Here is a 22536-nt window from a genome sequence, read left to right on the forward strand (position 1 = left end):
AGTGACCGAAACCCTGCCCACCGGCCTGCTCGCCACCGCCGTCGTCCCCGCCTCGAGCGCCAATCTCGGCCCCGGCTTCGACAGCCTGGGTCTGGCGTTGAGTCTGTACGACGAAATTCAGGCTGAGACAACCGATTCCGGTCTCACCATCGAGGTGACGGGGGAGGGCTCCGGACAGGTTCCGGACGACGAGTCGCATCTGGTTGTCCGGGCCGTCCGGCGTGGTCTGGAGGCCGGCGGCGTCTCGGTTGCTGGCCTGAACATCAAGTGCCGCAACGTCATTCCGCATTCGCGGGGGCTCGGGTCGTCGGCGGCCGCGGTGGTCGGTGGCCTCGCCGTCGCCAACGGCCTTATCGCACAATCGGGTTCGCAGCCGCTGACGCTCGATCAGCTGGTGCAGTTGTCCTCGGAGTTCGAGGGGCATCCGGACAACGCGGCCGCCGCGGTGCTCGGTGGCGCGGTGGTGTCCTACACCGAACCCGGTCCGGTGTACGCGGCGGCGCCGCTGACGCTGCACCCGGATATCCATCTGTTTCCGGCGATTCCGCAGGTGCGGTCGTCGACCGCCGAGACCCGGGCCGTGCTGCCGGACGTCATCGCGCATAAGGACGCCACGTTCAACGTCAGCCGTGCCGCCCTCCTGGTGGTGGCGCTGACCCAGCGCCCGGATTTGCTGATGGCCGCCACAGAGGACGTGATGCACCAACCGCAGCGCGCGGCGGCGATGCCGGCCTCGGCGGAATATCTCGCGATGCTCCGGCGTTCTGGGGTGGCAGCAGTGCTTTCCGGTGCTGGACCTGCGGTTATCGCATTCAGCACCGAACCCCAGTTGCCTGCCGAGGTCCTCGAATTCGGCGCGGCCAAGGGGTTCGCCGTCGAAAAGATGGCAGTGGGCCAAGGGGTTCGCTGGACCGTCGGTGCCGGCGTCTAAACGGAAAGCACACGCCGGAGTGGCATTTCTTGCTTCATTGTCGGATGCGAGATATTCTCGCACCGTCCAGCAATCGCAGGCTCTAGTACCTGCGCCTACGGTAGGACGACCACTCTTCTCTTTGATGTTCAACTCGTGGACTGATGGTTCGCCGCACGGCGGCAAATCCTGGTGCTTGGCTGATGCAGTGCCTCAGCTGACCAGGCATTTGACGAATGCGGTTCGGGGATGCCGTCCGACTGCGAACCAAACCCTCGCCTGATCAGACGTGCGAGGGCACAGAAAGGAAATCCGTGACTGATACGGACCTCTTCACCGCCGATGGCAACACTGATGCCCCGGCAACTGAAGCGCCGGCGGCCGGACGCTCCGGATCGCTGACCAGTCTTCTGCTTCCCGACCTGCGCGCGCTCGCTGCCGAAGCAGGCGTCAAGGGCACCTCCGGCATGCGCAAGAGCGAACTGATCGCGGCCATCCGCGAACACCGCGGCGAGGCCAACGGCGCGAAGGCCGAGGCCAAGGCCGCCAAGGCCACCGAGCCCAGGGCCGAAGCCAAGAACGAGGCCAAGGCTCCCGAGGCCGTCAACGGCACCGACGCCCCCGCCGAGGTCAAGGAAGCCCAGGCCCCGGCCGCGGACACCGCCGGTGAAGCCGCCGCTGGTGACGCCCCCGCCGCTGAGCAGGCCCCGCGGCGCGAGCGCCGTGGCGCGTCGCGTCGCGCCGGCTCGCCCGCCGATGGCGAAGCCGGCGATGCCGCCGACAAGCCTGCCGACAAGTCGGAGAACGCCGACAACGCCGACGCCCCGCGCGAGGAGCGCAACCGCGACCGCAACGCTGACAACAGCAACCAGGGCGGCAACAAGGGCGAAGGTAACCAGGGCGGCAACCGCGACCAGGGTGGCAACCGCGACCGCGGTGGCGACAACCAGGGCGGTAACCGCAACCAGGGCGGCAACCGCGACCAGGGCGACAACTCCAACAACAATGACGACGACGACAGCCGTGGCGGCCGTCGTGGCCGTCGGTTCCGTGACCGCGACCGTCGTCGTCGTGGGGAACGTGGCGACAACCAGGGCGGCAACGCCGAGACCGAACTGCGCGAGGACGACGTCCTGCAGCCGGTCGCCGGCATCCTCGACGTGCTGGACAACTACGCGTTCGTCCGCACCTCGGGCTACCTGGCCGGACCGAACGACGTCTACGTCTCGATGAACATGGTCCGCAAGAACGGCCTGCGCCGCGGCGATGCCGTGACCGGCGCCGTGCGGGTCCCCCGCGAAGGCGAGAACACCGGTGGCGGCAACAACCCGCGCCAGAAGTTCAACCCGCTGGTGCGTCTGGACAGCGTCAACGGTGGTCCTGTCGAGGCTGCGCGCAACCGGCCCGACTTCACCAAGCTGACCCCGCTGTACCCGAACCAGCGACTGCGCCTGGAGACCACTCCGGAGCGGCTGACCACGCGTGTGATCGACCTGATCATGCCGATCGGTAAGGGCCAGCGTGCGCTGATCGTGTCCCCGCCGAAGGCCGGTAAGACCACGATCATGCAGGACATCGCCAACGCGATCACCAGAAACAACCCGGAATGCCACCTCATGGTGGTGCTCGTCGACGAGCGTCCGGAAGAGGTCACCGACATGCAGCGCTCGGTGAAGGGTGAGGTCATCGCCTCGACCTTCGACCGTCCGCCGTCAGACCACACCCAGGCCGCCGAGCTGGCCATCGAGCGGGCCAAGCGCCTGGTCGAGCAGGGCAAGGACGTCGTGGTGCTGCTGGACTCGATCACCCGTCTGGGACGTGCGTACAACAACGCGTCGCCGGCGTCGGGCCGCATCCTGTCCGGTGGTGTCGACTCCACCGCGCTGTACCCGCCGAAGCGGTTCCTCGGTGCTGCCCGCAACATCGAGAACGGTGGCTCGCTGACCATCATCGCGACCGCCATGGTCGAGACCGGCTCCACCGGTGACACCGTCATCTTCGAGGAGTTCAAGGGCACGGGTAACGCCGAGCTCAAGCTCGACCGCAAGATCGCCGAGCGCCGGGTGTTCCCGGCCGTGGACGTCAACCCGTCCGGTACCCGTAAGGACGAGCTGCTGCTCGGCCCGGACGAGTTCGCGGTCGTGCACAAGCTGCGCCGGGTGCTGTCGGGTCTGGACCCGCACCAGGCCATCGACCTGCTGATGAGCCAGCTGCGCAAGACCAAGACCAACTACGAGTTCCTGGTCCAGGTCTCCAAGACCGCGCCCGGCAACATGGACGCCGACTAGTCGTTCGCCAGAACAGCGCAACCCCCGAATTCGGGGGTTGCGTCGTATCCAGGGTCGTACCCATCCGGCCGGTGATATCACCGGCGATACCGGGTTCCGGAGTCGTGTGGGTGCAGAGGGCGAGGTGCTGCAGTGACGAATGTGAACGCTGTTGCAGGTGCGCTCGCGCTTAAGGTTGGGCCTTCAGTCCCGGCATGACGTAGCGGCGCACGTGCGCGAGCAGCTCTTCGGAGTTGTTGGCGTCCAATCGCTGCCCGGGCATCGTGGCCAGCGACAGGATCACGCGCGCGATCCATTCGGCGGCGTCGTCGATGTCGGTGTCGGTGTGGATCTCGCCGTTGTCGCGCGCGGCGACGAGATACCGGGACCAGAATTCGGCGAGGTCGGGCACCAGGCCCTGGACGCCGGCGCCGGCGCAGGCGGCGAACTCGTCCGGCTCCTCGACACGCAGCTTCATCAGCAGGGCGCCGGGGTCGTCATAGGCGGTGCGGCCGTGCTGAATTCCGGTCACTATCTGGTTGTCCAGGCCTTCGATCGACTCCAGCATGGCGTGTGCGTCGGTCCAGTAGGCGTTGTTCAGGCGGACGATCGCGGCACCCAGCAGGCTCACCTTGTCCGGGAAATGCCGGTACAGCCAGCCGCGGGAGACCCCGGCAGCCTCAGCGACCTCGGATACCGTCGTGGCGCGAATTCCCTTGGCGCGCATGCACTCTTCGGCGGCGTCGATCAGCCGATCACGCACGCTTCTCGGGGATTCTGGGCTTGCCACCGGGTGTCTCCTCACATGTCAACCGGGCGAACGACGATTCTGCCAGGGTGCTGACGCTATTGCGTTACGCCACAACCATGGTAGACACTTTCTGGAATCTGTTCACTCGGGTGGTTCTCGTGATCGCCCATGCACCGGGAGCCCACATGGCGGACACCCTTCAGCAGTTGCTTCGCGAACGCGCCGACCAGGACACCGTCGCCGTCAAGTACGGGGATGCGACCTGGACGTGGCGAGAGTACGTTGCCGGAGCGCAGGCTCAGGCCGCCGCCCTCATCGGCCAGGCCGATCCGCGGCGGCCGCTGCACGTCGGCACCCTGCTGGGCAACACCCCCGACATGCTGACGGCGCTGGCCGCCGCGGCGCTGGGCGGCTACGTGCTGTGCGGCATCAACAACACCCGTCGCGGCGAGGCACTGGCCCGCGACATCGCGCGCGTCGAATGCCAGATCGTCCTGGTCGACGAGAAGCACTGCGACCTGCTCGAGGGCCTCAGCCTGCCCGGCGTCACCGTCATCGACGTCACTGCGACCGACTGGCCGCGGCAGGAGCTGACGCCGCATCGTGAAGTCGGACCCGACGACACCTTCATGATGATCTTCACCTCCGGCACCAGTGGCGAGCCCAAAGCCGTCGAGGTGGCGCACTCCATCGTGCTGTTCTCGGCGGCAGCGCTGGTACAGCGCTACGAACTGACCGCCAGCGACACCTGCTACCTGGCCATGCCGCTGTTCCACTCCAACGGCGTCTACGCCGGCTGGGGCGTCGCGCTCGGATCGGGAGCGGCCATGGCGCCCGCGCAGTTCTCCGCGTCGGGATTCCTCCCGGACATCCGCCGCTACGGCGCGACCTACATGAACTACGTCGGCAAGCCGCTGGCCTACATCCTGGCCACCGCCGAGCAGCTCGACGACCACGACAACCCGCTGCGCGTGGCCTTCGGCAACGAGGCCGCCGACCGCGACATCGACGAGTTCAGCCGCCGCTTCGGCTGCAGCGTGTGGGACGGCTTCGGCTCGACCGAGCTCGCGATCATCATCACCCGCTCCGAAGGCACTCCGGCCGGCAGCGTCGGCAAGGGCTTCCCAGGCGTCGCCATCTACGACCCGGAGACCGTCACCGAGTGCGAGGTGGCCCGCTTCGATGAGACCGGTGCGCTCGTCAACGCCGAGGCGGCCACCGGCGAGCTGGTGAACACCAACGGCAGCGGCATGTTCCGCGGCTACCACAACGACCAGGGCGCGACCGACGAACGACTGCGGCATGGCATGTACTGGTCCGGGGATCTGGCCTACCGCGACGCCGACGGCTGGATCTACCTGGCCGGCCGCACCGCCGACTGGATGCGGGTCGACGGAGAGAACATCACCGCGGCACCCATCGAACGAATCCTGTTGCGCCACCCCGTGATCAGTCGCGTCGCGGTCTACCCGGTGCCCGACGAGTTCGTCGGCGACCAGGTGATGGCCGCCATGGTGCTGCGCGACGGCCAGACCCTGGACCCGAAGTCGTTCGCGGAATTCCTGGCCGCACAGCCGGACATGTCCCCGAAGTCCTGGCCGCGGTACGTCTGGCTCGCCGACGACCTGCCGAGCACAGCGACCAACAAGATTCTCAAGCGCGAACTGGTCGCACTGGGCGCCGATCCGGCAGGCCGGGTGCTGTGGAAGCGCGACGGCACCGACTACGCCCTGCTGCCCGAAAACTGATCTGCGTGATCGTGTCCCCCTGACGGGTTCCCGTTCGTCTCATTGCTGTTGGACGATCAACCCAGAAGGAGACCACGATGAAATACGCAACGCTGATCTACATCAAGCCGGGCAGCCACGACACCGACATCACCGAGGAAGAGCACGCGGCCCTCAGTGCCGAGTACGCGGCACTTCGTCAGGACCCGCAGTGCATCGATGGCGGCCACCTGCAGCCCGTCGAAACCGCGACATCGGTGCGGGGTGACGGCCTGATCACCGACGGTCCGTTCGCCGACACGAAGGAGGTCTTCGCCGGCTACTTCGTCATCGAAGCCGACAATCTCGACGACGCTCTCAAGTTCGCCCAGCGCATCCCGGCCGTGCGACTCGGTGGCGGCGTCGAGGTGCGGCCGCTCTTCGAGGTCCCGGGCGAGGGATAGGGCGAGCGAGGCGACGGGGAGGGGCAACTGGGCGAGCGAAGCGACGGGAAGGGTTGAGCTACTGATCGACGCGATCTTCCAGCGCGAGTGGGGCCGGGTCCTGGCCGCGCTCATCGGCATCCTCGGCGACTTCGAACTTGCCGAGGATGCCGCGCAGGAGGCGTTCGTACGGGCCGCCGAGCGATGGCCGCACGACGGCGTGCCCGACGCGCCGGTGGCCTGGCTGGTCCGTACCGGACGCAATGTGGCGATCGACCGGTTGCGCCGCGAGCAGACCCTGCGCGCCAAAACCCGTCTGCTCGAAGCGGATCGGCAGGGTCAGAACATGGACGAGATCGACCTCGACGACAGCACCATCGGCGACGAGCGCCTGCAGCTGATCTTCATGTGCTGCCATCCGGCACTGGCCCGCGAAGCGCAGGTGGCCCTCACCCTGCGGGCCCTCGGCGGGCTGACGACGGCCGACATCGGGCGCGCGTTCCTGGTCTCCGAAGACACGATGAAGCGCCGGCTGTCTCGGGCCAAGGCGAAGATCAAGGCGACGAACATCCCGTTCGCCCTGCCCGCGGACCCGGCACTGCCCGACCGGGTGTCGGTGGTGCTCGCGGTGATCTACCTGATCTTCAACCAGGGTTTCACCGAGCGCGACGACCTCGCCGCCGAAGCGATCCGGCTGGGCCGCCTCCTTGCCGACCTCCTGGTCGACGAGCCCGAGGCCTACGGGCTGCTGGCCCTGATGTTGCTGCACGATTCGCGCCGCACAGCCCGTGTGGTCGACGGCCGGGTGGTGCCCCTCGCCGAGCAGGATCGGGCATTGCACGACCAGGCCAAGATCGACGCGGGCCGGGCCGCCCTCGACCGCGCGCTGGCCCTGCGGCTGGCCGCCGGGCCGTATGTGCTGCAGGCGGCCATCGCCGCCCTGCAGGCCGAGCCGGTCATCGATTGGCGCGAGGTCGTGGTTCTGTACGAGCGGCTCGAAGAGCTGACGGGATCACCGGTCGTCGCACTCAACCGCGCGGTCGCCGTCGCCGAGTCCGGCGATCCCGCCCGGGCGCTGGAGCTCGTGGATGCGCTTGACCTGGGCGATTACCGCTATCTGCCCTCCACTCGGGCGGAACTGCTGCGGCGTCTGGGCCGCGCCGGCGAGGCGCGCAGGGAGTTCGAACGCGCCCTGACTTTGGCGACGACCGAGCCGGAACGACGATTCCTGGAGCGTCGCCTGGCCGAGCTGGGGCAGCGCTGTGCCGAGGAATAGTCACCGGCCCGGACGCGTTTAGGACCTTGGCGGCTGACCTGGCATAATCGACCGCCGAACCCCCTCGGTTCCGGTTCACGTCCGAATAATCGGGCGACCCGGCGCCATCGATCACAGAGGACCATGAAATGAAATCGGGTATTCACCCCGCATACGTCGAGACCACCGTGGTCTGCGGTTGCGGCAACAGCTTCCAGACGCGCAGCACCAAGGAAAGCGGCCACATCGTGGTCGAGGTGTGCTCGCAGTGCCACCCGTTCTACACGGGCAAGCAGAAGCTTCTCGACACCGGCGGCCGCGTGGCCCGCTTCGAGAAGCGGTACGGCAAGCGCAACGTCGGCTCGAAGGCCGCGTCCGAGAGCTAGCTACGTTCACGGCGCCCGATCTGTCGCATTCGCGTCAGGTCCGGGCGCCGTTTTCGTATCCAGAACCCGGCACCCCAGAACAACCGCAGGAGTCCGAAAGTGGCAGAGACAGATACAGCGCCCCGCATCGAGGCGCTGCTGGCCGAGCACGCCGATCTCGAGCGACAGCTGGGGGACCCGAACCTGCACGCCGACGCCGGCGCGGCCCGCAAGGTCGGGCGCCGCTTCGCACAGGTGTCGCCGATCGTCGTGACCTACCGCAAGCTCGAGGCCGCCCAGGGCGACCTCGAAGCGGCGCGTGAGCTCGCTGCCGAGGACGCCGCGTTCGCGGCGGAGGTCCCGGAGCTCGAAGCCCGTGTCGCCGAACTCGACGCCAAGCTGACCGACCTGCTGGCCCCGCGCGACCCGCACGACGCCGACGACGTCGTCCTCGAAGTGAAGTCCGGGGAAGGCGGCGAGGAGTCGGCGCTGTTCGCCGCAGACCTCGCGCGCATGTACATCCGCTACGCCGAGCGCCACGGCTGGACCGTCACCGTGCTCGACGAGACCTGGTCGGACCTCGGCGGCTACAAGGACGCCACCATCACCATCGCCAGCAAGGGCGATTCCGCCGACGGCGTGTGGTCGCGCATGAAGTTCGAGGGCGGCGTGCACCGGGTGCAGCGGGTTCCCGTCACCGAGTCCCAGGGCCGCGTGCACACCTCGGCCGCCGGCGTCCTCGTCTACCCGGAGCCCGAAGACGTCGAGCAGGTCCAGATCGACGAATCCGACCTGCGGATCGACGTCTACCGGTCGTCGGGCAAGGGTGGTCAGGGCGTCAACACCACCGACTCGGCGGTCCGTATCACGCACCTGCCCACCGGCATCGTCGTCACCTGCCAGAACGAGCGCTCGCAGCTGCAGAACAAGGCCCGCGCCATGGTGGTGCTCGCCGCGCGCCTGCAGGCGCTGGCCGAAGAGCAGGCCTCGGCCGACGCCTCCGCGGACCGCGCCAGCCAGATCCGCACCGTCGACCGCAGTGAGCGCATCCGGACGTACAACTTCCCCGAGAATCGGATCGCCGACCACCGCATCAACTTCAAGGCCCACAACCTCGACCAGGTGCTCGACGGCGACATGGACGCGCTGCTCGACGCTCTCGCCGCCGCCGACAAGCAGGCCCGGCTCGCACAAGAGTGATCCGCCAGGCCATCACTGAGGCGACTACGCAGCTCGCCGCCGCCGGCATCGATTCCGCGCGTGTCGACGCCGAATACCTTGCCGCGCATGCCGCCGGGGTGGACCGCGCCCGGGTGATGTTCTCCGAACCCGATCCGGAGTTCTATCCGCGTTTCCGCGATCTGGTGGCGCGCCGTGCACGGCGAATTCCCTTGCAGCACTTGATCGGAACGGCCGCTTTCGGTCCGGTGGAAGTGCGGGTCGGTCCGGGCGTGTTCATTCCGCGCCCGGAGACCGAGGCGCTGCTGGAGTGGGCCATGACCCAGCCGCTGCCACCGAGCCCGCTGATCGTCGATCTGTGCACCGGTTCGGGGGCCCTCGCCCTGGCTCTCGCGCACACCTGGCCGCAGGCGCAGGTCGTCGCCGTCGAGAAATCCCCGGAGGCCCTCGTCTACGCCCGGCGCAACTGTGCCGGCAGCGCCGTCGAGGTACTTGAGGCCGACGTCACCGTTCCCAGCCTGCTGGCAGACAGGACCGGCACAGTGGACCTCCTGGTGTCCAACCCGCCGTACATCCCCGAGGGCGCGGAACTCGATCCGGAGGTCATCGACCACGACCCGGCCGCGGCCCTGTTCGGCGGACCCGACGGCATGTCCGTCATCGTGCCGATCATCGCGTCGGCGGCGCGGCTGCTGCGTCCCGGCGGCAGGTTGGGCATCGAACACGACGACACCACAGCGGATCAGGTGGTGGCCGCTCTGGAGCGCGACGGTAGTTTCGGAGATATCACCGCGCGGCAAGATCTGGCCGGGCGGCCCCGGTTCGTCACCGCGACACGACAGTGAGTCGGTCATTGCAACCGATGAGCGCTAGCGAGGAGTAGTAGATGGAGACGTTCGACTGCAGCGATGCGGCCAAGCGCAGCACCGGGATCTCCTCGGCCATCAGTGCGCTCAAGGGCGGTCGCCTGGTCGTGCTGCCCACGGACACCGTCTACGGTCTCGGCGCCGACGCCTTCAACAGCGAGGCCGTCGCCGCGCTGCTGGCCGCGAAGGGGAGGGGCCGCAACATGCCGGTCCCGGTCCTCGTGGGTTCGTGGCGCACCATCGACGGCCTGGTCTACGCCGTGCCGCCGTCGGCGCGCGATCTGATCGAGGCGTTCTGGCCCGGGGCGCTCAGCCTGGTGGTGCGTCAGGCCCCGTCGCTGTCGTGGGATCTCGGGGACACCAACGGCAGCGTCATGCTGCGCATGCCCCTGCACCCGGTCGCCATCGAGTTGTTGCGCGAAGTCGGTCCCATGGCCGTCTCCAGCGCCAACATCTCGGGCCGGCCGCCCGCGGTCAACGCCGACGAGGCGCGGGCGCAGCTGGGCGACAAGGTCGAGGTGTACCTGGACGCCGGACCGGCGACCAAGCAGGCCGCCTCCACGATCGTCGACCTGACCGGCGCGACGCCGCGCGTGCTGCGCGAAGGACCGATCTCCGTCGCGCAGATCGCCGAAGTTCTCGGCGTCGAAGCGGAGTCCCTGACCGGCGAGGTGCCGTGACAGTAGTAGCCGACGCAGGCCGGCTGCTCGCCCAGATCGACCGTGGCACCGGCGTCCCGCTGCGGGAGCTGGTGCTGGTCGGTCTCACCGCGGCGATCATCACCTACTTCGCCACGGGCTGGGTGCGGGCGCTGGCGTTCCGTTTCGGCGCCGTCGCCTACCCGCGCGAACGCGACGTCCACGTCCAGCCGGTTCCGCGGATGGGCGGACTGGCCATGTACATCGGGGTGGCCGCCGCGGTGCTGCTGGCCTCCCAATTGCCCGCGCTGACACGCGGTTTCGTGTATTCGTCAGGTATGCCGGCCGTCGTGGTGGCCGGCGGTCTGATCATGCTCATCGGCCTGATCGACGATCGGTGGGGCCTGGACGCCCTGACCAAGTTCGCCGGCCAGATCACCGCCGCCAGCGTCCTGGTCACCATGGGCGTCGCGTGGAGTGTGCTGTACATCCCGATCGGCGGCGTCGGCACCATCGTGCTGGACCAGGCGTCGTCCATCCTGCTGACCCTGGCGCTGACGGTGTCGATCGTCAACGCGATGAACTTCGTCGACGGCCTGGACGGCCTGGCCGCCGGGCTCGGCCTGATCACCGCGTCGGCCATCTGCATCTTCTCCGTCGGGCTGCTGCGCGACCACGGCGGTGACGTGCTGTTCTACCCGCCCGCCGTCATTTCCGTGGTGCTCGCCGGCGCCTGCCTGGGCTTCCTGCCGCACAACTTCCACCCGGCCCGCATCTTCATGGGGGACTCCGGGTCCATGCTCATCGGCCTGATGCTGGCGGCGGCGTCGACCACCGCGGCGGGCCCGATCTCCCAGAACGCCTACGGCGCGCGCGACGTTTTTGCTTTGCTGTCGCCATTCCTGTTGGTCGTTGCGGTGATGTTCGTACCGGCCCTCGACATGCTGCTGGCCATCGTGCGTCGCACCCGTGCCGGCCTCAGCCCGTTCAGTCCCGACAAGATGCATCTGCACCACCGGTTGCTGCAGATCGGCCACTCGCACCGACGCGTCGTGCTGCTCATCTACCTGTGGGTCGGCATCGTTGCGCTGGGGGCCGCCAGCACCATTTTCTTCGACCCCCGGTACACGGGTGCGGTGATGCTCGGGGCCATCCTGCTGGCCGCCATTTTCACCCTGATCCCGCTCCTGCGGCGGCGCGATGACCTGCCCGAAGGCGAGTACGACAAAAAGTAGTAGGTGGTCGATTTGGGGCGTCCACCATGTGGTACGGTTCTGGCAGAACCCGAAAAACCTCGCGGGTTGCCGGCCCGGCCCATCGGTTCACACAAGCCGATCGGCGCCGAATAACGACCGACAAAGGGAGCTTCCCCTTGGGTGATTCCAGTGTGCCCGACGCGCTCGATGTGACCTTCGATACGCTCTGTGGGCACGCACACAGGATTGCCAGGTATATGGGGACGGCACTCGTGACCGCGGGATTGAGGTGAACACCATGACGACGCCAGCGCAGGACGCGCCTCTGGTGTTGCCGGCAGTGGCTTTTCAGCCCGTGCGTTTGTTTGCTATCTCGCTCCTCGTGACGGCCATCGCGCTCGGCGGCGGCTACGCAGTGAGCGGCAATCTCAAGTTCGGCGCCTTCTTCGGTCTGGGGATGGCGCTCGGTCTCGGCAACGCCATGCTGGTCCGCCGTGCGGTTGCCAAGGTCACCGCCAAGGACCACCCGCTGAAGATGCAGATGGCAGCCAACTCCGCGATGCGGTTGGTGTTCATCTCGGTGATTGCCCTGCTGGTCACTTGGTTTTTCAAGCCAACCGGCATCGGCGTGCTGTTCGGGGTGGCATTGTTCCAGGCGATTCTTGTCATGAGCACCGCATTGCCGGTCATGAAGAAGGTCCGCGCCAGCCAACGTAACGGTGGCGGCGTCGACCAACCAGAAGCACACGACGGATCAGAAGCAAAGGACTGACGACCCAAGTGATTCAACAATTCACCGCCGAGGCCGCCATTGAGGTCGGCCACCACGAGCAGCACGAGCTGTGGGGCTACACCTTCAACGTCGACACCATCATCGCCACCAGCGTGGCCGCTGTCATCGTCATCGCGTTGGCCTTCTTCGTGAAGGCGAAGGTGACCTCGACCGGAGTGCCCGGCGGTGTGCAGCTGTTCTTCGAGGCCATCACCATCCAGATGCGCCAGCAGATCGAGACCGCGATCGGTATGAAGATCGCTCCGTTCGTGCTGCCGCTGGCCGTCACGATCTTCACCTTCATCCTGATCTCCAACTGGCTCTCGGTCCTGCCGGTGCAGTTCGGTGGGGCAGACGGTGGCGCGAAGGAACTGTTGGCCCCGCCGGCCTCGGACATCAACTACGTGTTGGCGCTCGCGCTGTTCGTGTTCCTCTGCTACCACGCGGCAGGCATCTGGCGCCGTGGCGTCTTCGGTCACTTCAAGAAGCTGCTGAAGGGCCATGTCGCGGTCCTGGCGCCCATCAACATCGTCGAGGAGATCGCCAAGCCGGTCTCGCTGTCTCTGCGACTCTTCGGCAACATGTTCGCCGGCGGCATCCTGGTCGCGCTGATCGCGATGTTCCCCTGGTATGTGCAGTGGGCGCCGAATGCCATCTGGAAGACCTTCGACCTCTTCGTCGGCCTCATCCAGGCGTTCATCTTCGCGCTGCTGACCATCCTGTACTTCAGCCAGTCGATGGAACTCGACGAGCACCACTAAGTACCCGCAAGACCTGTAGGAACCACAAATAAGACCCTGGTAGCGCAGCTACCAGTTACCAAGGAGGAAAAAGAGAATGGCCGACGCAGCAACGAACGCCACTATCATCCAGGGCGCCCTCATCGGCGGTGGCCTGATCATGGCCGGTGGCGCCATCGGCGCCGGTATCGGTGACGGTATCGCCGGTAACGCGCTGATCTCGGGCATCGCCCGTCAGCCGGAGGCCCAGGGCCGCCTGTTCACCCCGTTCTTCATCACCGTCGGTCTGGTGGAAGCCGCGTACTTCATCAACCTGGCCTTCATGGCGCTCTTCGTGTTCGCCACCCCGGGCCTGTCGTAATCCGTCGACATGGGTGAATTGAGCGCAACCATCCTGGCCTCGGGCCAGGCAGCAGCGGAAGGCTCTGGTGGTGGAGGGGGTCAGAACTTCCTGATCCCCAACGCGACCTTCTTCGTCGTGCTGATCATCTTCCTGATCGTGCTCGGCGTGATCGGCAAGTGGGTTGTGCCACCGATCAGCAAGGTCTTGGTCGAACGCGAGGAAATGCTGGCCAAGACCGCTGCTGACAACCGGAAGTCGGCTGAGCAGGTGGCCGCCGCAGAGGCGGACTACAACGCGGCAATGGCGGGTGCCCGTACGGAGGCCTCGGCCATCCGTGACGAAGCCCGCAACGAGGGCCGCAAGGTCGTCGACCAGGCGCGTGCAGCGGCGAGTGGTGAGGTGGCCGAAACCCTCAAGGGTGCCGACCAGGCACTGTCCGCACAGCGGCAGTCCACACAGGCCGAACTGCAGTCGTCGGTCGACAACCTGTCCCAGACGCTGGCGAGCCGGATCCTCGGCATCGAGCTGGCGTCTGACGTGAAATCAGGCGGGAGCCAGTAGATGGAAATCTTCATCGGGCAGCTGATCGGCTTTGCCGTCATCGTGGCCATCATCTGGAAGTACGTGGTGCCTCCAGTGAAGGGCATGATGGCCAAGCAGCAGGAGGCCGTTCGCGTCGCGCTGGCCGAAAGTGCCGAAGCCGCACAGAAACTCGCTGACGCCGACAAGATGCACGCCAAGGCACTTGCCGACGCGAAGGCCGAGTCGGCCAAGGTGACCGACGAGGCCCGGCACGATTCGCAGCGCATCATCGAGCAGCTCAGCGAGCAGGCCGGTGTCGACGCCGAGCGGATCAAGGCGCAGGGCGGCCAGCAGGTCGAGCTGCTGCGCCAGGGCGTCATCCGGGAGCTTCGTCAGGGGCTGGGCGCGGAGTCGGTCGCCAAGGCTGACGAGCTGGTGCGGCGCTACGTCGCCGAGCCCGGCGCTCAGGCCGGCACGGTCGACCGCTTCCTCGACGATCTGGAGCAGATGGCACCGTCCTCGGCCGAGGTCGGTACCCACGCCGAAGTGAAGCTGCGGGCCGCGAGTCGCGAATCCCTGACCGTTCTCGTCAGGAAGTTCGACACCACCGCCAACGGTCTGGACGCGTCCGCGCTGACCGCGCTGGCCGATGATCTGGCTGCCGTCGCCCGCCTGTTGCTGACCGAGGTCAACCTCGGCCGCCACCTGGCAGAGCCTGCCGACAACCCGGCCCCCAAGGTCGCGCTGCTGGACGCGGTGCTGTCCGGCAAGATCGGCGCCAACGCCCTGGAGCTGCTGCGTTCCGCGGTGTCTTCGCGGTGGTCGGAGCAGTCCGATCTGGTCGACGCCATCGAGCACGTCGCTCGCCTGGCGCTGATCAAGCGGGCCGAGGTCAGCGGTGACGTCGCCGAGGTCGAGGACCAGCTGTTCCGGTTCAGCCGCGTGCTGGACGCGCAGCCACGTCTCTCGACGCTGCTCGGTGACTACGGCACTCCGGTCGACGGCCGAGTTGCCTTGCTGGACAAGGTCCTTACCGGTACCAACGGCTCGGTCAACAGCACTGTCAAGGCGCTGCTGACGCAGACCGTGAGCCTGCTGCGCGGCGAACGTGCCGACCAGGCAGTCCTCGATCTGGCCGAGCTGGCAGTCGCCCGCCGCGGCGAGGTCGTCGCCCACGTGGAAGCCGCCGCGGCACTGTCCGATGCCCAGCGGACCCGACTCACGTCGGTTCTGACGCGCATCTACGGCCACCCGGTGTCCGTCCAGCTGCATGTCGATCCGAGCCTCCTCGGTGGTCTGACCATCACCGTCGGCGACGAGGTGATCGACGGATCCATCTCGTCACGACTGGCCGCCGCCTCCAACCGGCTGCCCGACTAACTCCGAAACACCCAAGACTAGGAAGACCAAAAACCATGGCAGAGTTGACAATCTCGGCTGCTGATATCGAAGGTGCCATCGAGAACTACGTAACGACGTTCTCGGCCTCGACCGATCGTGAAGAGATCGGCACTGTCGTCGACGCCGGTGACGGCATCGCACACGTCGAGGGTCTGCCCTCGGTCATGACCCAGGAGCTCCTCGAGTTCCCCGGCGGCGTTCTGGGCGTGGCCCTGAACCTCGACGAGCACAGCGTTGGTGCGGTCATCCTGGGTGAGTTCGAGAAGATCGAAGAGGGCCAGCAGGTCAAGCGCACCGGCGAGGTGCTCTCGGTGCCCGTCGGCGACGAGTTCCTGGGCCGCGTCATCAACCCGCTCGGTGAGCCCATCGACGGCCAGGGTGAGATCAAGGCCGAGACCCGTCGTGCCCTCGAGCTGCAGGCCCCGACCGTGGTTCAGCGCCAGAGCGTCAGCGAGCCGCTGCAGACCGGTATCAAGGCCATCGACGCCATGACCCCGATCGGCCGTGGCCAGCGCCAGCTGATCATCGGTGACCGCAAGACCGGCAAGACCGCCGTCTGCGTCGACACCATCCTGAACCAGCGCGAGGCCTGGGAGACCGGCGACCCGAAGCAGCAGGTGCGCTGCGTCTACGTCGCGATCGGCCAGAAGGGCACCACCATCGCCAGCGTGAAGCGCGCGCTGGAAGAGGGCGGCGCCATGGAGTACACGACCATCGTCGCGGCTCCCGCCTCCGACCCCGCCGGCTTCAAGTGGCTGGCCCCGTACACCGGCTCGGCCATCGGTCAGCACTGGATGTACAACGGCAAGCACGTCCTCATCGTGTTCGACGACCTGTCGAAGCAGGCCGACGCCTACCGCGCCATCTCGCTGCTGCTGCGTCGCCCGCCGGGCCGCGAGGCGTTCCCCGGTGACGTCTTCTACCTGCACTCGCGTCTGCTGGAGCGTTGCGCGAAGCTGTCCGACGAGCTCGGTGGCGGTTCGATGACGGGTCTGCCGGTCATCGAGACCAAGGCCAACGACATCTCGGCGTTCATCCCGACCAACGTCATCTCGATCACCGACGGTCAGTGCTTCCTGGAGTCCGACCTGTTCAACCAGGGTGTCCGCCCGGCCGTGAACGTCGGTGTGTCGGTGTCCCGCGTCGGTGGTGCCGCCCAGATCAAGGCCATGAAGGAAGTGGCGGGCTCGCTCCGCCTCGACCTGTCGCAGTACCGCGAGCTGGAGGCCTTCGCGGCCTTCGCCTCGGACCTGGACGCCGCATCGAAGGCTCAGCTGGACCGTGGTGTTCGCCTGGTCGAGCTGCTCAAGCAGCCGCAGTACAGCCCGCTGGCTGTCGAGGACCAGGTCATCGAGATCTTCCTGGGCACCCAGGGCCACCTGGATTCAGTTCCGGCCGAAGATGTTTCGCGCTTCTCGTCCGAACTGCTCGAGCACGTGAAGGCCAGCCACGCCGACATCCTCACCGGGATCAAGGAGACCAAGAAGCTCTCGGAGGAGAACGAGGAGAAGCTGGTCTCGGTCATCAACGAGTTCAAGAAGGGCTTCGCCGCCACCGACGGTAGCTCGGTCGTCGTCAAGGAAGCCGAGGCCGAGGCCCTGGATCCTGCTGAGCTCGGCCAGGAGTCGGTCAAGGTCAACAAGCCGGCACCGAAGAAGGCCTAGGTAACCAATGGCAGCCACACTGCGCGAGCTACGCGGACGTATCAAATCCGCCTCGTCGATCAAGAAGATCACGAAGGCGCAGGAGCTGATCGCCACGTCGCGGATCGCCAAGGCGCAGGCCCGGGTTGATGCAGCCCGGCCCTACGCCACTGAGATCACCAACATGCTCACCGAGCTTGCGTCGGCCAGCGCGCTGGACCACCCGCTGCTCGTGGAGCGGGAGAACCCGCGCCGTGCCGGGGTCCTGGTGGTGTCGTCGGACCGCGGCCTGTGCGGCGGTTACAACGCCAACGTGCTGCGTCGGGCCGAGGAACTGTTCACGTTGCTGCGCAACGAGGGCAAGGAGCCGGTGCTGTATGTCGTGGGCCGAAAGGCCTTGGGCTACTACAGCTTCCGTCAGCGCGCCGTCGCCGAGTCGTGGACCGGCTTCTCGGAGCGTCCGGAGTACGCCAACGCCAAGGAAATCGCCGAGACGCTGGTGACGGCGTTCATGGCGGGTGCCGACGACGAGGGTGACGGACCGGGTGCCGACGGCATCTTGGGCGTCGACGAACTGCACATCGTCTCGACCGAGTTCAAGTCGATGCTGTCGCAGACCGCCGAGGCCGTGCGGATCGCGCCGCTGGCCGTCGAGTACACGGGGGAGCCGACCGGCATCCACACCCTGTACTCGTTCGAGCCGAGTGCGGACGTGTTGTTCGATGCGCTGCTGCCGCGGTACATCGCGACCCGTGTCTATGCGGCACTGCTTGAGGCCGCGGCCTCGGAGTCGGCTTCGCGTCGACGCGCCATGAAGTCGGCAACGGACAACGCCGACGACCTGATCAAGGCCCTGACCCTCGCCGCGAACCGCGAGCGCCAGGCCCAGATCACCCAGGAAATCAGCGAAATCGTCGGTGGCGCCAACGCGCTGGCCGACGCGAAATAGGCCCCGTAGGAAGCGAAGAGAGATATGACTTCTGCTGTAGAGACCAAGACCACTGGTCGCGTGGTTCGCATCACCGGCCCGGTGGTGGACATCGAATTCCCGCGTGGCTCTGTGCCCGAGCTGTTCAACGCCCTGCACGCCGACATCACCTTCGGTGCGCTGGCCAAGACCCTGACCCTCGAGGTTGCCCAGCACCTCGGTGACAACCTGGTGCGCTGCATCTCGATGCAGCCGACCGACGGACTGGTGCGTGGCACCGACGTTCGCGACACCGGCGCCTCCATCTCGGTGCCCGTCGGCGACGGCGTCAAGGGCCACGTGTTCAACGCCCTGGGTGACTGCCTCGACGAGCCGGGTTACGGCAAGGAATTCGAGCACTGGTCCATCCACCGCAAGCCCCCGGCCTTCGCGGACCTGGAGCCCCGCACCGAGATGCTGGAGACCGGTCTGAAGGTCGTCGACCTTCTGACCCCGTACGTGCGCGGTGGCAAGATCGCCCTGTTCGGTGGTGCCGGTGTCGGTAAGACGGTTCTGATCCAGGAGATGATCAACCGTATTGCCCGCAACTTCGGTGGTACCTCGGTGTTCGCGGGCGTCGGTGAGCGCACCCGTGAGGGCAACGACCTGTGGGTCGAGCTCGCGGACGCGAACGTTCTCAAGGACACCGCCCTGGTGTTCGGCCAGATGGACGAGCCGCCAGGCACGCGTATGCGCGTCGCCCTGTCGGCCCTGACCATGGCCGAGTTCTTCCGCGACGAGCAGGGCCAGGACGTGCTGCTGTTCATCGACAACATCTTCCGGTTCACCCAGGCCGGTTCCGAGGTCTCGACCCTGCTGGGTCGTATGCCTTCGGCCGTGGGTTACCAGCCGACGCTGGCCGACGAGATGGGTGAGCTCCAGGAGCGCATCACCTCGACCCGTGGTCGTTCGATCACCTCGATGCAGGCCGTGTACGTGCCCGCCGACGACTACACCGACCCGGCCCCGGCCACCACGTTCGCCCACCTGGACGCCACCACCGAGCTTTCTCGTGCGGTGTTCTCCAAGGGCATCTTCCCGGCCGTGGACCCGCTGGCTTCGTCCTCGACGATCCTGCACCCCAGCATCGTCGGCGACGAGCACTACCGGGTTGCTCAGGAAGTCATCCGAATCCTGCAGCGCTACAAGGATCTTCAGGACATCATCGCCATCCTCGGTATCGACGAACTGTCGGAAGAGGACAAGGTGCTGGTGTACCGCGCCCGTAAGATCGAGCGCTTCCTGAGCCAGAACATGATGGCGGCCGAGCAGTTCACCGGCCAGCCGGGTTCGACGGTGCCGCTGAAGGAGACCATCGAGGCGTTCGACCGTCTCGCCAAGGGCGACTTCGACCACCTGCCGGAGCAGGCGTTCTTCCTCATCGGTGGTCTCGACGACCTGGCGAAGAAGGCCGAAAGCCTCGGCGCCAAGCTGTGATGAGCGCTTGCGCGAAGAACCGACTGGCACAGTTCGCTGTCAGTCTTAGCCGAAAGGTGGTGTGACATGGCCGAAATGGACGTCGAGATCGTCGCCGTCGAGCGCGCGCTGTGGACAGGTAAGGCCACATTCGTCTTCACTCGCACCACCGCCGGCGAGATCGGCATCCTGCCCCGGCACATCCCGTTGGTCGGCCAGCTGGTCGAGGACGCGATGGTCCGGGTCGAGCGCGAGGGCGAGGACGATCTGCGGATCGCCGTGTCCGGTGGGTTCCTCTCGGTAACCGAGGACACCGTGCGGATTCTGGTTGAAGATGCGGCGCTGGAGTCGGAGATCGACGCGCATGCGGCCAAGGCCGATGCCGCGTCGGACGACGAGGCGACCGCTGCGTGGGGCCGGGCGCGTCTGCGCGCCGTAGGCCAGCTCGACTGATACCCCGATGAGCGCGTCCATGTTGTTGATGGTCGCGCTCGTCGGCGTGTTGGTGCTGGCTGTTGCCGCACTGAGTTATCGCTTGTGGAAGTTGCGCCAGGTTGGCGGCACCGCCGCCATCCTGCGCGACTACCCAGCAGCCGGCGGCCACGGGTGGCGGCATGGAGTCATGCGCTACCGCGGTGGCGAAGCCGGCTTTTATCGTTTGTCGAGCCTGCGCTGGTGGCCCGACCGGACTCTGTCCCGTCGTGGCCTGGAAGTCGTCGGGCGCCGCGCCCCACGGGGCGACGAATTCGACATCATGACCACCGAAACGGTCATTCTCGAGCTGCGCGACAACAGTCCCGAACGGCGCAGCGGTTACGAAATCGCTTTGGACCGTGGAGCCTTGACGGCATTCACGTCGTGGCTGGAGGCCCGGCCGTCGCCGCGGTCCCGCCGCCGCGCGGTGTGATTTATCGAACTTCCTCGCTGCTGTCGGATTGCGGCGTCCCGCCGCCCGGCTGCCACAACACGTCACCGTCGGGATTCGCGACCCGCGACAGGATGAACAGCAGATCCGACAGCCGATTCAGGTATTTGGCCGGCAGGACACTGACCCCGTCGCCGTGCTCATCGATCGCCTGCCAGGCCGCACGTTCAGCGCGCCGGACCACGGTTCGCGCGACGTGCAGGTAGGCCGACAGGGGAGTGCCACCGGGCAGGATGAACGACGTCAACTTCGGCAGTGGTTCGTTGAACTCGTCACACCAAGCTTCGAGCCGGTCGATGTACGGCTGGGTGATCCGCAGCGGCGGATATTCCGGATTCTCGACCACCGGTGTCGACAGGTCTGCGCCGGCGTCGAACAGATCGTTCTGAATCTGCAGGAGTACCAAGCGAATTCGTTCGTCGGGTGCGCCGGCGGAGACGGCGACGCCGATCGCGGCGTTGGCTTCGTCACAGTCGGCGTAGGCCCCCAGACGCGAATCGTTCTTCGATACCCGGCTGAAATCGCTGAGTCCGGTAGACCCGTCGTCGCCGGTCCGGGTGTAGATGCGGGTCAGGTGCACAGCCATGGTGAAACCGTACTCGCGGAGACTTCTTCGTGGCCTGACACCGGCCTGCGCCGCTGTTTACACTTAGCCGCGTGAGCGAGCGTTTCGTGGTGACCGGGGGTAGCCGGTTGTCCGGCGAAGTTGCCGTGGGGGGCGCCAAGAACAGCGTGCTGAAGCTGATGGCCGCGGCATTGTTGGCCGAGGGCACCACCACGATCACCAACTGTCCGGACATCCTGGATGTGCCGCTGATGGCCGAGGTGCTGCGAGGTCTCGGGGCGACCGTCGAGCTCGACGGCGACGTGGCGCGCATCACCTCTCCCGACGAGCCCAAGTACGACGCGGATTTCGCCGCGGTTCGGCAGTTCCGCGCTTCGGTGTGTGTGCTCGGTCCGTTGGTGGGGCGCTGCAAGAAGGCGAAAGTCGCGTTGCCCGGTGGTGATGCGATCGGATCGCGGCCGCTGGACATGCATCAATCTGGCCTGCGGCAACTCGGCGCCCGATGCAACATCGAGCACGGTTGCGTGGTCGCCGAGGCGGATCACCTGCGTGGCGCCGAGATTCAGCTGGAGTTCCCATCGGTGGGTGCGACCGAGAACATCCTGATGGCTGCCGTGTTGGCCGAGGGTGTGACGATCATCCACAACGCGGCGCGCGAGCCCGACATTGTCGACATCTGCGACATGTTGAACCAGATGGGCGCCAAGGTCAGTGGGGGAGGCACCTCCACCCTGACCATCACCGGCGTGGACAAGCTACATCCGACCGAACACCGGGTGATCGGTGACCGGATCGTGGCAGCGACCTGGGGAATTGCCGCCGCGATGACGCAAGGCGATGTCGCGGTTACGGGGGTGGACCCCCAGCATCTGCAGCTGGTGCTGCACAAACTCCACGATGCCGGCGCAACCGTGACCCAGCACGACAACGGGTTCCGCGTCGTGCAGTACGAGCGGCCGAAGGCGGTCAACGTCGCGACGCTGCCGTACCCGGGGTTCCCGACAGACCTGCAACCGATGGCCATCGGTTTGGCGTGTATCGCTGATGGCACGTCGATGATCACCGAGAACGTGTTCGAAGCCCGGTTCCGGTTCGTCGAAGAGATGATCCGCCTGGGCGCCGATGCCCGTACCGACGGACACCACGCGGTGGTCCGCGGAATGCCGCAGTTGTCGAGTGCGCCGGTATGGGCCTCGGATATTCGTGCCGGCGCCGGCTTGGTGTTGGCGGGATTGTGCGCCGACGGTGACACCGAGGTTCACGACGTTTTCCACATCGACCGGGGATACCCGTTGTTCGTGGAGAACCTGGTGAGTTTGGGCGCGGAGGTCGAAAGGGTCAGTTGACGGCGTTTGGCGTGTCGCACGGACCCTTACGACGGAGCCCGTGCGACGCGTTTCGGCGCAAAAACGGCCGATATGCAGGCGTTTTGTAAAATCAAGATCGGCCCGCTAATGTATTCCAAGTCAGCAGCGAGCGGGGCCGAAAAAGCCCAGAGCAAGAGCTTGACAGCCCGACCAAGAGATAGTAGGTTGGTGGGGTTGCCCGAAAACGGCGTGTTGTTTGAGAACTCAATAGTGTGTTTGGTGGTTTTTGTTTGTTGTTTTTTGACCATGCCTCGTGTTTTCCCGTTTGTGGGGTGTGGTTGTTTTTTGATGCCAGTTTT

General features: G+C 66.5%; 24 protein-coding genes. 21 read left to right on the top strand and 3 right to left on the bottom strand.

The window, feature by feature from the left end; translation table 11 throughout:
* The first annotated feature begins 1 nt into the window (after nt 1).
* Both thrB and rho read left to right on the top strand, forming a co-directional pair.
* Nucleotides 2–931, top strand: a complete 930-nt coding sequence (gene thrB, locus EB75_RS19250) for a homoserine kinase (RefSeq protein ID WP_073696924.1) — start codon at nt 2–4, stop codon at nt 929–931.
* 293 nt (nt 932–1224) lie between these two features.
* Nucleotides 1225–3198, top strand: coding sequence for a transcription termination factor Rho (gene rho / locus EB75_RS19255; RefSeq protein WP_073696938.1), 1974 nt, complete (start codon nt 1225–1227; stop codon nt 3196–3198).
* A gap of 169 nt (nt 3199–3367) precedes the next feature.
* On the opposite strand, the gene EB75_RS19260 is transcribed toward rho, so the two are convergent.
* Nucleotides 3368–3967 (bottom strand): TetR/AcrR family transcriptional regulator, encoded by a 600-nt coding sequence (locus EB75_RS19260; protein ID WP_073696925.1) that lies wholly within the window; start codon nt 3965–3967, stop codon nt 3368–3370.
* 146 nt (nt 3968–4113) lie between these two features.
* Here EB75_RS19260 and fadD1 point away from each other — a divergent pair, with 146 nt between their 5' ends.
* From fadD1 to EB75_RS19350, 18 genes are all read left to right on the top strand, one after another.
* A complete protein-coding gene (fadD1, locus tag EB75_RS19265) occupies nt 4114–5676 on the top strand; it encodes a fatty-acid--CoA ligase FadD1 (protein WP_073696939.1) in 1563 nt (520 codons plus the stop codon).
* 77 nt (nt 5677–5753) lie between these two features.
* Nucleotides 5754–6098: a YciI family protein gene (locus EB75_RS19270; RefSeq protein WP_073696926.1), complete on the top strand. Its 345-nt coding sequence runs from the start codon at nt 5754–5756 to the stop codon at nt 6096–6098.
* A 64-nt stretch (nt 6099–6162) separates the two neighbouring features.
* Entirely contained in the window at nt 6163–7353 is a 1191-nt protein-coding gene (locus EB75_RS19275) for an RNA polymerase sigma factor (RefSeq protein ID WP_502689385.1), read from the top strand.
* Nucleotides 7354–7481: 128 nt separating this feature from the next.
* Nucleotides 7482–7718 carry a 50S ribosomal protein L31 gene (rpmE, locus tag EB75_RS19280; protein ID WP_073696927.1) on the top strand — a complete coding sequence of 79 codons (237 nt, stop codon included), beginning with the start codon at nt 7482–7484 and terminating at the stop codon, nt 7716–7718.
* 99 nt (nt 7719–7817) lie between these two features.
* Nucleotides 7818–8897 (top strand): peptide chain release factor 1, encoded by a 1080-nt coding sequence (prfA, locus tag EB75_RS19285; protein WP_073696928.1) that lies wholly within the window; start codon nt 7818–7820, stop codon nt 8895–8897.
* Nucleotides 8897–9721, top strand: a complete 825-nt coding sequence (gene prmC, locus EB75_RS19290; RefSeq protein ID WP_502689386.1) for a peptide chain release factor N(5)-glutamine methyltransferase — start codon at nt 8897–8899, stop codon at nt 9719–9721. The genes prfA and prmC overlap by 1 nt, the downstream gene beginning before the upstream one ends.
* A gap of 41 nt (nt 9722–9762) precedes the next feature.
* Nucleotides 9763–10422 carry an L-threonylcarbamoyladenylate synthase gene (locus EB75_RS19295; protein ID WP_073696930.1) on the top strand — a complete coding sequence of 220 codons (660 nt, stop codon included), beginning with the start codon at nt 9763–9765 and terminating at the stop codon, nt 10420–10422.
* Nucleotides 10419–11615 (top strand): glycosyltransferase family 4 protein, encoded by a 1197-nt coding sequence (locus EB75_RS19300; RefSeq protein WP_043397025.1) that lies wholly within the window; start codon nt 10419–10421, stop codon nt 11613–11615. Before EB75_RS19295 ends, EB75_RS19300 begins: the two co-directional genes overlap by 4 nt.
* 259 nt (nt 11616–11874) lie before the next feature.
* Nucleotides 11875–12348 carry a hypothetical protein gene (locus EB75_RS19305; RefSeq protein ID WP_073696941.1) on the top strand — a complete coding sequence of 158 codons (474 nt, stop codon included), beginning with the start codon at nt 11875–11877 and terminating at the stop codon, nt 12346–12348.
* Nucleotides 12349–12356: 8 nt separating this feature from the next.
* Nucleotides 12357–13109, top strand: coding sequence for a F0F1 ATP synthase subunit A (gene atpB / locus EB75_RS19310; RefSeq protein ID WP_174557697.1), 753 nt, complete (start codon nt 12357–12359; stop codon nt 13107–13109).
* Between the two features lie 76 nt (nt 13110–13185).
* On the top strand, nt 13186–13449 hold the full coding sequence (locus EB75_RS19315) for a F0F1 ATP synthase subunit C (RefSeq protein WP_020104130.1): 264 nt from the start codon (nt 13186–13188) through the stop codon (nt 13447–13449).
* Between the two features lie 9 nt (nt 13450–13458).
* Nucleotides 13459–13992, top strand: coding sequence for a F0F1 ATP synthase subunit B (locus tag EB75_RS19320; protein WP_073696931.1), 534 nt, complete (start codon nt 13459–13461; stop codon nt 13990–13992).
* Nucleotides 13993–15333, top strand: coding sequence for a F0F1 ATP synthase subunit B/delta (locus EB75_RS19325; protein ID WP_073696932.1), 1341 nt, complete (start codon nt 13993–13995; stop codon nt 15331–15333). It abuts the gene before it with no gap.
* 35 nt (nt 15334–15368) lie between these two features.
* Complete coding sequence (gene atpA / locus EB75_RS19330) at nt 15369–17018, top strand: F0F1 ATP synthase subunit alpha (protein ID WP_020104133.1); 1650 nt, start codon at nt 15369–15371, stop codon at nt 17016–17018.
* A 7-nt stretch (nt 17019–17025) separates the two neighbouring features.
* Entirely contained in the window at nt 17026–17946 is a 921-nt protein-coding gene (locus tag EB75_RS19335; RefSeq protein WP_073696933.1) for a F0F1 ATP synthase subunit gamma, read from the top strand.
* Between the two features lie 24 nt (nt 17947–17970).
* Nucleotides 17971–19401, top strand: coding sequence for a F0F1 ATP synthase subunit beta (atpD, locus tag EB75_RS19340; RefSeq protein WP_073696934.1), 1431 nt, complete (start codon nt 17971–17973; stop codon nt 19399–19401).
* Between the two features lie 66 nt (nt 19402–19467).
* Nucleotides 19468–19833, top strand: coding sequence for a F0F1 ATP synthase subunit epsilon (locus EB75_RS19345; protein WP_020104136.1), 366 nt, complete (start codon nt 19468–19470; stop codon nt 19831–19833).
* 7 nt (nt 19834–19840) lie between these two features.
* On the top strand, nt 19841–20287 hold the full coding sequence (locus tag EB75_RS19350; protein ID WP_073696935.1) for a DUF2550 domain-containing protein: 447 nt from the start codon (nt 19841–19843) through the stop codon (nt 20285–20287).
* A gap of 1 nt (nt 20288) precedes the next feature.
* Here the strand turns inward: EB75_RS19350 and EB75_RS19355 are convergent, their stop codons facing one another.
* A complete protein-coding gene (locus tag EB75_RS19355; protein ID WP_073696936.1) occupies nt 20289–20891 on the bottom strand; it encodes a cob(I)yrinic acid a,c-diamide adenosyltransferase in 603 nt (200 codons plus the stop codon).
* A gap of 71 nt (nt 20892–20962) precedes the next feature.
* Between EB75_RS19355 and murA the strand changes: the two genes are divergently transcribed.
* Nucleotides 20963–22216, top strand: a complete 1254-nt coding sequence (gene murA / locus EB75_RS19360; protein ID WP_073696937.1) for a UDP-N-acetylglucosamine 1-carboxyvinyltransferase — start codon at nt 20963–20965, stop codon at nt 22214–22216.
* A 26-nt stretch (nt 22217–22242) separates the two neighbouring features.
* Here the strand turns inward: murA and EB75_RS29730 are convergent.
* Nucleotides 22243–22536, bottom strand: a 294-nt coding sequence (locus tag EB75_RS29730; RefSeq protein WP_217267715.1) for a hypothetical protein, incomplete at its 5' end; no start/stop codon positions are given.

Source organism: Mycobacterium sp. ST-F2, from assembly GCF_001905655.1.
Taxonomy (GTDB): domain Bacteria; phylum Actinomycetota; class Actinomycetes; order Mycobacteriales; family Mycobacteriaceae; genus Mycobacterium.